Source organism: Pseudomonas sp. AK181 (genome assembly GCF_051122975.1).
GTDB lineage: Bacteria > Pseudomonadota > Gammaproteobacteria > Pseudomonadales > Pseudomonadaceae > Aquipseudomonas > Aquipseudomonas lactis.
In genome coordinates, this window is the sequence record NZ_CP146348.1 from 3,122,019 (window position 1) to 3,132,935 (window position 10,917).

General features: G+C 58.2%; 9 protein-coding genes and 1 pseudogene. 4 read left to right on the forward strand and 6 right to left on the reverse strand.

The window, feature by feature from the left end; genetic code table 11:
- Positions 1-164 precede the first annotated feature (164 nt).
- The 3 genes from V8689_RS14310 to V8689_RS14320 all read left to right on the forward strand — a co-directional run bounded on the left by V8689_RS14310 (position 165) and on the right by V8689_RS14320 (position 3,027).
- On the forward strand, positions 165-1,892 hold the full coding sequence (locus tag V8689_RS14310) for a hydrogenase maturation protein (protein WP_056785452.1): 1,728 nt from the start codon (positions 165-167) through the stop codon (positions 1,890-1,892).
- A gap of 143 nt (positions 1,893-2,035) precedes the next feature.
- Positions 2,036-2,644, forward strand: a complete 609-nt coding sequence (locus tag V8689_RS14315; RefSeq protein ID WP_056785450.1) for a dTMP kinase — start codon at positions 2,036-2,038, stop codon at positions 2,642-2,644.
- A 134-nt stretch (positions 2,645-2,778) separates the two neighbouring features.
- Entirely contained in the window at positions 2,779-3,027 is a 249-nt protein-coding gene (locus V8689_RS14320; protein ID WP_032897344.1) for a CsbD family protein, read from the forward strand.
- A 375-nt stretch (positions 3,028-3,402) separates the two neighbouring features.
- Here the strand turns inward: V8689_RS14320 and V8689_RS14325 are convergent, their stop codons facing one another.
- The 4 genes and pseudogenes from V8689_RS14325 to V8689_RS14340 all read right to left on the reverse strand — a co-directional run.
- Positions 3,403-4,698: a DUF2254 domain-containing protein gene (locus tag V8689_RS14325; RefSeq protein ID WP_056785445.1), complete on the reverse strand. Its 1,296-nt coding sequence runs from the start codon at positions 4,696-4,698 to the stop codon at positions 3,403-3,405.
- A gap of 300 nt (positions 4,699-4,998) precedes the next feature.
- On the reverse strand, positions 4,999-5,184 hold the full coding sequence (locus tag V8689_RS14330; RefSeq protein ID WP_056785442.1) for a hypothetical protein: 186 nt from the start codon (positions 5,182-5,184) through the stop codon (positions 4,999-5,001).
- 432 nt (positions 5,185-5,616) lie between these two features.
- A complete protein-coding gene (locus tag V8689_RS14335; RefSeq protein WP_419555207.1) occupies positions 5,617-6,480 on the reverse strand; it encodes a methyl-accepting chemotaxis protein in 864 nt (287 codons plus the stop codon).
- 42 nt (positions 6,481-6,522) lie between these two features.
- A pseudogene (locus V8689_RS14340) lies at positions 6,523-7,230 on the reverse strand (MCP four helix bundle domain-containing protein); the annotation flags it as partial.
- A 157-nt stretch (positions 7,231-7,387) separates the two neighbouring features.
- On the opposite strand from V8689_RS14340, the gene V8689_RS14345 reads away from it, so the two are divergent.
- Positions 7,388-8,599, forward strand: a complete 1,212-nt coding sequence (locus V8689_RS14345) for a multidrug effflux MFS transporter (protein ID WP_056785436.1) — start codon at positions 7,388-7,390, stop codon at positions 8,597-8,599.
- A gap of 232 nt (positions 8,600-8,831) precedes the next feature.
- On the opposite strand, the gene V8689_RS14350 is transcribed toward V8689_RS14345, so the two are convergent.
- Both V8689_RS14350 and V8689_RS14355 read right to left on the reverse strand, forming a co-directional pair.
- Positions 8,832-9,746: a site-specific integrase gene (locus tag V8689_RS14350; RefSeq protein ID WP_056783188.1), complete on the reverse strand. Its 915-nt coding sequence runs from the start codon at positions 9,744-9,746 to the stop codon at positions 8,832-8,834.
- A gap of 108 nt (positions 9,747-9,854) precedes the next feature.
- Positions 9,855-10,667: a M949_RS01915 family surface polysaccharide biosynthesis protein gene (locus V8689_RS14355; RefSeq protein WP_056783190.1), complete on the reverse strand. Its 813-nt coding sequence runs from the start codon at positions 10,665-10,667 to the stop codon at positions 9,855-9,857.
- Between the last annotated feature and the right edge of the window lie 250 nt (positions 10,668-10,917).

The following is a 10,917-nucleotide window of genomic DNA, read 5'->3' on the forward strand; positions in this document are numbered from 1 at the left end:
TGATGAGTTGACTGCGTGGTGATTCAGAAAAAATAGGCCGCTTTCATCTATTGATCTCGATCAGGTTGGGGGGCTGGCTCGCTCTATAACCTTGGGCGCTTATCGATGGCCAGGGACGGCTCAACGAGCAGCTCTGGTCGCACATTCTCAAGGAAGAGTCAGCCATGCGATCACTCAAGATCCTGTTGTTATCATCGGCATTCAACGGTTTAACCCAACGGGCCTGGCTGGATCTGCGCCAGGCGGGCCACGACCCCAGCGTTGTGGTGTTCACCGATGACGCCAGCGTGTGCCAGCAGGTGGAGGCGTCCGGCGCCGACCTGGTGATCTGCCCGTTTCTGAAAGACCGTGTGCCGCACCAACTGTGGGGCCATCCCCAGCGCCCGGTGGTGATCATCCATCCGGGCATCGTCGGCGACCGCGGCGCCAGTGCGCTGGATTGGGCGATCACCCAGCAGGCCAGCCGTTGGGGCGTCACCGCCTTGCAAGCGGTGGAGGAAATGGACGCCGGGCCAATCTGGTCGACCTGTGAATTCGACATGCCCGCCCAGGTGCGCAAATCCGAGCTGTACAACGGCCTGGTGAGCGACGCCGCGATGGTTTGCATTCGTGACGTCGTGGCGAAATTCGCCAAGGGCTTTGTCCCGACACCGCTCGATTACACCCAACCCAGCGTCATCGGGCGCTTGCAGCCGAACATGACCCAGGCTGACCGCACCTTCAGTTGGTTCGATTGCGCAGGCTTTATCAAGCGCAGCATCGATGCTGCCGATGGCCAGCCCGGCGTGTTGGCGAGCCTGTTGGGCGGTCAGTATTACGTCTACGACGCGCACTTGGACGCCCGCCAGGGCACCCCGGGAGAAATCCTCGCGGTACAGGACGACGCCGTGTTGGTGGCGGCTGGAGATCACAGCCTGTGGATCGGCTCGCTCAAGCCCAAAGGCCCAGAGACCTTCAAGCTGCCGGCACGGCATGTTCTGGCTGAGCAGTTGTCCGGCGTGCCGGTGCTGGACAGTTCAATCGCCTACCAGGCGTTCAACGAGCGGGTCTATCAACCGATTCGCTACCAAGAGTTCGGCCACATCGGCGAACTGACGTTCGAGTTCTACAACGGCGCCATGAGCACCGAACAATGCCAGCGCCTGGTGGCTGCATTGCGCTGGGCCAAGGCGCGAGATACCCACGTGTTGCTGATCAAGGGCGGGCGCGGCAGCTTTTCCAATGGCGTTCACCTTAACGTCATCCAGGCCGCCGACGTGCCGGGGCTGGAAGCCTGGGCCAACATTCAAGCCATCGACGATGTATGCCTGGAGCTGCTCACCGCCAGGCAACTGGTGATCAGCGGCCTGACCGGCAGCGCAGGCGCAGGCGGCGTGATGCTGGCGCTGGCCGCCGATATCGTATTGGCCCGCGAAGGTGTGGTGCTCAACCCGCACTACAAGACCATGGGGCTCTACGGCTCCGAATACTGGACCTACAGCCTGCCACGGGCCGTGGGCAGTGAAATCGCGCATAAACTCACTGAAGAATGCCTGCCCATCAGTGCTGTCGAGGCTCTGCAGTACGGCATGGTTCAGGCCATCGGACCGCGTTGCCCACAGGCATTTGGCTCGTGGCTTTTGCAACAGGCCGACAGTGCGCTGACCGATGATAAGTACCTTAACGCACTCACACGTAAAGCCACGTTGGATACTCAGCAAATTGAACGCTGTCGCGAGCAGGAACTGGCACAGATGCGTTTGGATATGGTGGAAAATCGCCAGCAGTTTGCAGAGAAGTGTCGCAACTTCGTGTTTAAACGCAAAACCTGTCAGAGCCCGCAGCGGTTGATTGCGCCGTGGGCGTTGAGGTATGAGGCCGGCGTGCCGCAAAGCCGGATGCTGAATGACTGACCGTCAACGCGGGGAGGGCGCGTCAGCCAGTCCAGCCTCGCATTGGGCAATAGGGTTGCCCATAATGGAGGCCCACTCGCCCAAACGCACAGATCCCGAGGCCCCATGGAACTGCACAACCTGAACGATAACGCAGCGCTCGTATGACTCGTGCGCTGTTTATTTCGTTGGATGGGCCCAAGGGCACCGGCAAAACCACGCTGTTGGAGGCCGTTACGACAGCGTTGAGGGCCGACAATAAAAAGGTCGTCCGACTGTGCGAGCGCAAGAGCGATCCCTATCGAGCGCAAACGATGGCGCTGGTTAACAAATTCGCCAGAGACCCCAGCCGGGATCTGGAACTTGAGGTGTGTGAGCGCTTTGCTGACAGCCGCAGCTGGATTACCCAGCACGTACTGGCCGCACAGCCACCTGACAGCATCATCCTGATGGATCGCTGGTACCCGTCTGATGCCGCGTTTCGTCGATTGATACCGTTCGCAGACATTCTTGAGCTGAACATTGATCGACAGGTGCAAGTGCCGGATCTGCATGTGGGGGTTGTCACCGCGGCGCAAATATCCTGGGCGCGGGCGGCAGCACGACGGCGCGGGCTGAGCAGTACGGTGATGTCTAAGCTGGAGGAGCAAGTTGCGTGTACTGAGGCGTTTGAGCGAGCGGCTGTGGGGCAGGGGTGGGTGATGTGTCGCAATGAAGGGACGATTGAAGAGGCGATGAGACGGGTGGTTTTGCAGATATATAAAGTCCTTTGATCTAATTTGATCTGGACCAAGTGAGGTTCATCAATTTGAACTAATCACTAAGCCTGTCCACCTAACGCATTGCACGTTGCCTCAAGCCCAGGTTTTCCTGGGCTACCCAATGACACACGAAGGTTTGGTTAATCATGAAGAGCGAACAGGTAGAAGGCGTTGTTGAAAAGGTTGCTGGCAAAGCGCAGAGCGCAGTGGGGAAGCTTTTTGGTGATTCGAAGTTGGAAGCTGAGGGCGCTGGACGCCAGGCTGCCGGTCAGCTGACGCAAACTTATGGCGACGCACTGGACAGCGTTTCTACATTCGTTAAAGAGAAGCCGGTTGCTGCACTGGCAATCGGAGCGGTTGCTCTATTGGTGCTGAAGAAATTGCTTAGTCGCTGAACATCAGTAGCTTCAATAAGATTTGCCTCGTACTCCTTGGAGTTCCGCGCCGGGAGGTACGAGGGGGGTAAGCCGTAACCCTTAAACCAAAGCCCTTATATTTTTAATGTCCCAGAAAAGCCAATGCCCCGACAAATCGGGGCATTGGCTTTTTTATGAGCGAGTGGTCGGTTTGTATCGTTTTGTATCTGCGCTTTGGATAGATACACAGCGATTCCTTTAAGTCGGTTGATGACACATACGGGATACCTGCGGGGCTTTAAATAAACCCATCGAGAAGGCGCAAACCTTTTGGCACAAGCCCTCGGCGGCACCCTGACCTTGAGAAATCGCGAAGGCGGTGGACTGTGTGCTGAACTTAGATTACCGACGCGCTTATCGTAGGAGGAGCGAATCATGCAGCAGCGGTCGCGCCGCTGCACTGAGCTTTTGCCGGTCCTCTTCGAGTACAAGCGCAGTGTTTGCGTGCTTGAGCAGTCGTTCTGCGTGCAGGGTACAGGCTCCCCTGAACATCGCCGGGTTTATCTGTGCCAGGCTTACAAGGGCCTTCATCATGCGCAGGTCGACTTCCACTAGACCCGCGCCATCTCTGGCAATCGGTGCGAAGAAGTCATCGAACAGGTCATCTACTGTCAAGCCGCGCAGGTAAACGTGCTGGCAATCAGCGTCGGTTTTCGCGGTGGGTTCTTTGGGTGTACCCCAGCATGTCAAGCTTCTGACGCCGCGCCCAATCACGTCAATGGCGGTGCCGGGGTCATTGACGGCCGGCGACAAGGCGCGGGAGGCGATCTCTGACAACACTGACAAGCCGAACCGGGGGTCGTGTTCGAACGTTCGTCGCGCTCCCATAGCCAGGGTTGCGATGATTTTTTCGTTGCTCGACGTCAGTTCCTCACCGCGTGCGTTGTTCAAGCTGACGGTTCTTGCGAGTGGCATGCCTACATGGACGAAGCTTCCCGGCAGGACATCCATAAATATCTGTATCTCATCTGCTTTGGCGATCGCGCCTAACGCCTGAACGTCAATGTGCTGGACGTACCCCGTGCGCTGGCTTGTGATGATCAGCGCCGAACCGGGGATCACTGACTCGCAAGGGTAGGGGGACGCCCCCAAATGCGGCCATTGGACTCGATGGTTAATGGCATCAATGGCTGCCTGCTCGACACGGTCAATGGTTTCTCCCACCCGCCCAAGCTTGGACAAATGATCGATCCAGCGCAGCAGCGTGTAGACAATCAGAATGACCACTGCGATGGTTACCGCAAATAGCAAAACCCTCCCTTGTGTACCGTAGGCGCCGGTACTCAAAGCAATGATCCCAACCAGGCTGAACAGAAATGAGCCGATAAAGGTGGCCAGGGCATTTTGTGTCGTAGTGTCTTCCATCACCAAGGTCGTGGCACGGGGCGTCACGCCGCTGCTCGCCGCACTGTAGGCGCTGACCATGGTGCTTAAAGAAAAGGTCGTCACCGCGAGCATGCTTGAGGCAATGATGCCCAGTATCTTATCGACGGCGTCGGCACCGATGCGGGCGGGCAACGACTCGGGAATGTAGTCCTTGAAGACAACGGCGAGTAACGCGGTCGCAATACCCAGCAAGGAAAACAGACTCGCCCTGAACCACAGCCGTTTGGTCAATTGGTGTAGCACCCAGCGCCAGCGTGCGAGCATTTTTTATACCTTCTGCAAATAACACGACGGAACCCACCGCAAGGATTCAGGGAAACGAAGGCGGTGAGTTGATTATCCTTATGGAGTCTTTGGTCTGGCCGAGGGTTCATCCAGCGTCTTTGGTTGCCGCACACGGAATGACTCGCTTGACCCATTTACTGATCGACATGCCTTTCTGACATAATATATGATTTAACATAATATACATTATGCGAACCTATCTATACGAAGCTGTGGGGCTCTGGAGGCTGCTTTTCACCAAGTGATCAGCGTCAAGGCGTTGCTACTAGCAACACACGTTCAGAACGATGACTCCTGGGCTCGGCCATCTGCCTCGATACGAATCTTGGCGCGTGTAACAACGGCCATTGCTTCGGCAATGAAAGCCGCGTCACCGGTGTCGTGTGCATCAGCCAAAAATACAGCTACAGCCTCTGAATCAACCAGCGAGTCTGCTGGGTCATAATCATAAATTGGCTCTGTCATCTGATCACCTGAAGAAAATAATGCACCCGAAGCCCAATGCTAAAAATACGAGCTGGAAAGCCAAATGTCAGGATGTCGCTGATGGCGCTGGCGATTTAATAATACCGCTGACTGACGAACTCCTGTCAGCCATCAAGTTGGCCAGCGGCGACTAACTCGACCTGAAGGTGAAACCTAACGGAACGATAATCCTGACTCCAGTTCTTGCATAGGATCCATTCACGCGGCTGATGGCTGCAGCGCAAAAAGCACATAGGTTTTTACCGATTAAACGTGATGTCACTGAGTGCTAATTTCCTTTCCTTGAGATATATAGCATTCAAATTTTGGAAGATAACGAGCAAAGATGAGCTACCCTCCTCTTTATTAATAACTATTTAGAATAACTATGCTAAATGACTATTTAGTTGAGTTATAATGCGTTATCTCAAATCAAAGCCTAAACCGATCCACCGACTGCGAAAGCTCCCCCGCCAAACTCGACAGTTCATCCGTCGTCGACGCCGTCTCGCCAATCACCCGACTGTTACTTTCCGACATCCCCGCAATCCTCTCCACCTGATGGGCAATCTCATTACTGGCCAGGCTCTGCTCGCTAATAGTGCGGGAAATATCGTTGACCAACTCAGTGGTGCTCAGCGTCGCCTGGAGAATCTCCCGAATGGCGCGTTCCACTTCGGCAGTCACTGCCATGCCCTTATCCACTTGAGCAACGCCCTCCTCCATGCTGATTACCGCTGCACGGGTGTTTTGCTGGATGCTCCCGACCATGCTGGCGATTTCCTGGGTGGAGGCGCTGGTGCGTCCGGCCAGGCTGCGCACTTCGTCGGCCACGACCGCAAAGCCGCGGCCTTGTTCACCGGCGCGGGCGGCTTCGATGGCGGCGTTCAGGGCCAGCAGGTTGGTCTGGTCGGCAATCCCCTTGATCACCTGGATAATGCTGTAGATCGCTTCGGACTCCTTGTCCAGTGTGCGGATCACTTGGGCTGACTGTTGGGCTGAACGGGCTATGCCGTCCATGTCGCTGACCACCTGGTGAATGACGCGGCCGCCGTCCTTGGCCAGGGTTTCAGCCTGACTGGCCATGTCCAGGGCACGTTGGGCGTGACGGGTGATTTCTTCGATACTCGCGGTCATTTCGCTCGCGGCGGCGGCCATGGTGCTGGCGGCGACGCTTTGTTGCTGGCTGCTGCCTGCCACTTCATGGCAACCCTGGCTGAGGCGCTCGCTCATGCCATTCACGCCATGGGCATTGCTGCGAACCACTTCGATCATGCCGCGCAAATCCCGCTGCATCGTCGCCAGGCTGCGAATCAGTGCACTGGCTTCGTCCTGGTTCTTGGGTTCGGCAATCGGCTCGCTCAGGTTGCCATGGGCAATGCTCTGGGCAATACGGCTGGCGGTGCGCAACGGCCCCATGATGCTCAGGGTCACCCAACGTCCTTGTGCCAGCAGCAACAGCAGGCTCGCGCCCAATACGATGGCCAAGGTCCAGTTGGCGTTACTGATGGTTTGCCGGGTACCGGTGCTGGTGAGTTGGGTATTGTTTTCGATCAGTTCGCTCAACGCCGCCATTTGTTCTTCCAACTGGCTGAACGCGGCATTGAAGGTCTGCAGTTCCCCTCGTGCGGCCTCAGGATTGTCCAGGGCCAGGGCGACGATGCGCTCGCCGGCACTGATGTAGGTATCCAGGCTGGGTTTGATTTTTTCCAGGCTGGCCTTGATCGAGGCGTCCAGCGGCAGCTTGAGGTTTTCCGCCAGCACCTCGCGGAAGTGCTCGGCATGCTCCTTGATCGAGCTGTTCACCTCGGCCGGCGTACTGGTGCTTTTGCCCAGCCCGACCAACATGGCCGACAGCACATCCGCACGCAGCGCGTCGTGCATCATGTCGGCTTCCATGTGGTTACGCAGCACCATCATGCTGACGTCGTTGTCCTGCACCGCATCGGCCATCCGCGTATTACCCAGGTAACCGGCCAGGCTCATGATCAAGGCGGTGAGCAACCCGGTCGCAATCAACAGCACCAAGCGTAATTTGATCGTCATAGTGGTACCCCGTGCCAGGACCGCCGGTTGGGAACCCAACCGTTTCAATGTCGCTGCTAGCTGTATCGGCAGCTGTTGCTTGTTAGTGAAGCCTAAGTTTGCGTATCTGCGCGGTTCCCTTAAGCTGACCGTCCGTTGCTCTGCCTGGATCCGCCAAATGCCTCAACGTATTGCCCGTCTCGCCCTGTTGCTGGGCTTGATTACCGCCGTCGGCCCGTTTGCCATCGACATCTATCTGCCAGCGTTGCCCACCCTGGGCGCCAGCCTCCAGGCCTCGCCGGCGGCGGTGCAGATGAGTTTGACGGTGTTCTTCATGATTATCGGCGTGTGCCAGTTGTTCTACGGCCCCCTCAGCGATGTGTTCGGGCGTAAACCACCGATTTACGCGGGCTTGGTGATCTTTGCCATTGGCAGCGTCGGCTGCGCGCTGGCACCGACCATTGAAGTCTTGATCGGCTTTCGTGCGGTGCAGGCGTTCGGTGCCTGTGCGGGGATGGTGATCCCACGGGCCATCGTCCGCGACCTGTACACCGGCCATGAAGCGGCGCGTCTTATGGCCTTGTTGATGCTGGTGATGAGTGTTTCACCGATCCTCGCGCCACTGGCCGGTAGCCTGGTGATTTCGATCTGGAGCTGGCGCGAAGTGTTTGCCGTGTTGGCGGTGGTGGCCGTGCTGTGTCTGCTGATGACCGCCGTACAACTGCCAGAAACCCACCCGGCCGAGCGCCGCCTGGGCAAGACCCTGGGCCAGGCGTTCGGCAGCTATGGCGCCCTCCTGCGCGACCCGGTCTTCACGGGGTTGTCGGTGGTGTGCGGGTTTGGCCTGGCCACTTTCTTCGTGTTCATCGGCAGCGCGCCTTTCGTGTACATCGAGTTTTTTGGCCTGACACCAACCCAGTTCAGCCTGTGCTTTGCCCTCAACGCAGCTTCGTTTTTTGCCATGAGCCAACTGACCGCACGCCTCAGCGCGCGCTTTGGCCTGGCGCCGTTGATTCGCTGGTCGGTGGTGGGCGTGGCGGCGGTCATGAGCTTGCTGGCGGCGACTACGCTGTGGGGTGACAGCCTGGCCTTGATGATGGGGCTGTTGTTTATTGGTTTTGGTTTTCTGGGCCTGCTATTGCCGGCGGCCGGGGTGTTGTCGTTAGAGGATCACGGTTTAGTGGCCGGTTCTGCGTCTGCACTGCTGGGCGCGATCCAGATGGTCACGGCGGCTGTGGCGATGACCTTGGTGGGCGTGTTTGCCGACCATACCCCGGCGCCGATGTTGATCGGTATCGCGCTGTGTGCGCTTGCGGCGATGTTGACCACGTGGTGGACCTTGCGACGTTTGCCTGCTCACTTGGCGTCAAGCGCCCCGCCCTCCTCCTGAGAATGGTTGCAGCCGACGGTAACCACGATGCGAAGCGAGTCGCTCTTGATCTTGATCTCAGGCGCCCCGTTAAACCACGCTGGCCGAACGCAGGCGAATAACAGTGTCGACTGTGAGGCCGCCTTCACGAGCAAGCCCGCTCCCACAGTTGGATCGTTGGGGTTTCAGGTAGATAGGCGTCGGCTGGCAGGCCGTCATCGCAGGCAAGCCAGCTCCCACATGTCCCCGCCGCCTACAAATCAAACCGATCCACCGCCCGCCGCCGCTCATTGTCGTCACGCACGTCATAGCTGGCAGTGGTCTGGATATTGGTGTGATGCGCCAGCTTCTGCGCAATCGACAAATCATGCTCCTCGATCACCCGCGTGATAAACGAACGACGGAAATCATGGGGCATGATCTTGACCCCCACCTGATCGCCACGCTGACGCGCGATGTAGTAAATCGCATGCTTGGTGATCCGCTCACGGGTGATATGGCTGCCTCGGCGAATGCGGTTGAACAGGAAGCTATCATCCTGCTCACCTTCCTTGAGCTGCTCGCGACGAAACGCCAGCCAGGCCTGAAGTTTGGCAAACGCCCAGTCCGGCGCGTACTTGACCAACTCTTTGTTGCCCTTGCCGATCACGCGCAAGCTGCGCTCGTCAAAGTTGATCTGCGCCAGGTCCAGGTTGACCGACTCCGACTTGCGCATGCCCGAGCCATATAACAGCCCGATCACCGCGGCATCCCGCAGGCCCTGGGGCCGAGGGTCGGCGGCGCAGACGTCGAGCATCTCGCGGATCAAGGTGCGGCGCAGGTTGCGGCCCTGGCCCAGGCGCGTGCCGGGTGTGGCCTTGACCGAGCGCATCTTCAACAGGTGGTCCTGGCTGATCAAGCTCATGCGCCACGCTTCATTCATCACCCCGCGCACCGCATTCACATACAGCGACGAGGTGTTCGGCGCAAAGCCGTCCTCGCGCAACGCAGCCACCAGTGCGATAACGTGTTCGGGCTGCAGCAGGTGCCAGTCAATCTCTTCGAGGTTGAGGTCTTCGAAACCCAGGCGGTCGGCGGCATCCTGCAGCACGTAGCGCATGGTCAGTTGGCTGGAAGGCGCCAGGCGGGTGAGATAAAGGGTCAGCGGGTTGCAAATGGACTCGGTCAAGGTAGATCAGCCTTTGGATTAAATACACCGACCAACTATTTGATTAATCGATGTATTTAGTGGATTGGCGAAGGCCGAGTCTAACCCAGGACCGGCCCTGGCACAAAATCACGGGGCTGTATCGTCGTCCTCGCTGGCTGCCTGGGGTTGGACCTGGGACTGACTCCAGTCGGCGTCCTGGTGCTGCATCAGCGCGAACCACTGCTGGCGCATAAAGGCGAGGTAACTGTCCGGCGCCTTGGAGAAGTCCTTCTCGTCGCCATAGCAGCCCGGCAGTGGCAGTTCGGTGCCCTGCTCCTTGTACTGGCTGACCAACGCTTGCTGCGCCGCGACGCTGCAGTCAGTGGGCAGTGGCATGCCGCGTAAGGCGCCAGCGTCTTCATCCCACCAACTGGCGCCCACGCGGTCAAGGCCACGCAGACGATACTTCTCGGACTTGCCGACATGCATGATCAGCTTAAATTCGTTGGGGCTGACGTCACTGGTGCAGGCGCGTGAATAACCGACCGTAGCCTGGGTATTGCCGTCGCCCAGCAGGTCCGTGACCTTGGTGGCAGCCCGGTCAAAGCGCAGCCCGGCGTCGAACTCGCAGTGCTGCACATCGTCGTACAGCATCCACACGCGCTTGGGGCGATCGCCACCCAGCACGTACTGCGCTGCGTAGACAAAGGCCGACTGAGTACCATCGTCATCGCGCTCACCGACTTGCTCGGCGAGTACCAGCAGGTTTTTGCCCTGGCGGTCATCCCAGGTATACGCGGCGACTTGCTTGCCGCGCACTTCCACCCCTTCCGGCATCTGGTCCAGAGCCGTCAGCGCGACGCCCTGCTCGGCCCGCACGCTGGTGACACAGGCCACCGTCATCAACAATCCCATCAGCACAGGCCGCAATGGGCCGCGCAAAAGCTGCACGCTATTCATCCGAGTACCCTGGCAAGAGAGGGCTTACTTTACCGGCACTTGAGCGCCAATGCAGAGAAGATTGTTGAAGGGCGCGCCTTCGCCCGAGTGCCTCGCTCAAATTGAACCAAGCGCCCTGCACGAAGCTCCGATATCGCCCTGCCAGGCTTACCTGTAACGCCTTGATTACTTAGCTGAACCCTAGCTGTCTGCCTGTCAAATAAACGAGTTTTTCATCCGCCTTTCATATTCGTTGCACATTTTTGCGCTT

Bases quoted from the DNA above. Each gene is read 5' to 3' on its own strand.
- V8689_RS14355 (WP_056783190.1), bottom strand. From the start codon at position 10,667: ATGAATAGCGTGCAGCTTTTGCGCGGCCCATTGCGGCCTGTGCTGATG.
- V8689_RS14320 (WP_032897344.1), top strand. From the start codon at position 2,779: ATGAAGAGCGAACAGGTAGAAGGCGTTGTTGAAAAGGTTGCTGGCAAA.
- V8689_RS14315 (WP_056785450.1), top strand. From the start codon at position 2,036: ATGACTCGTGCGCTGTTTATTTCGTTGGATGGGCCCAAGGGCACCGGC.
- V8689_RS14335 (WP_419555207.1), bottom strand. From the start codon at position 6,480: ATGCAGCGGGATTTGCGCGGCATGATCGAAGTGGTTCGCAGCAATGCC.
- V8689_RS14330 (WP_056785442.1), bottom strand. From the start codon at position 5,184: ATGACAGAGCCAATTTATGATTATGACCCAGCAGACTCGCTGGTTGAT.
- V8689_RS14325 (WP_056785445.1), bottom strand. From the start codon at position 4,698: ATGCTCGCACGCTGGCGCTGGGTGCTACACCAATTGACCAAACGGCTG.
- V8689_RS14345 (WP_056785436.1), top strand. From the start codon at position 7,388: ATGCCTCAACGTATTGCCCGTCTCGCCCTGTTGCTGGGCTTGATTACC.
- V8689_RS14310 (WP_056785452.1), top strand. From the start codon at position 165: ATGCGATCACTCAAGATCCTGTTGTTATCATCGGCATTCAACGGTTTA.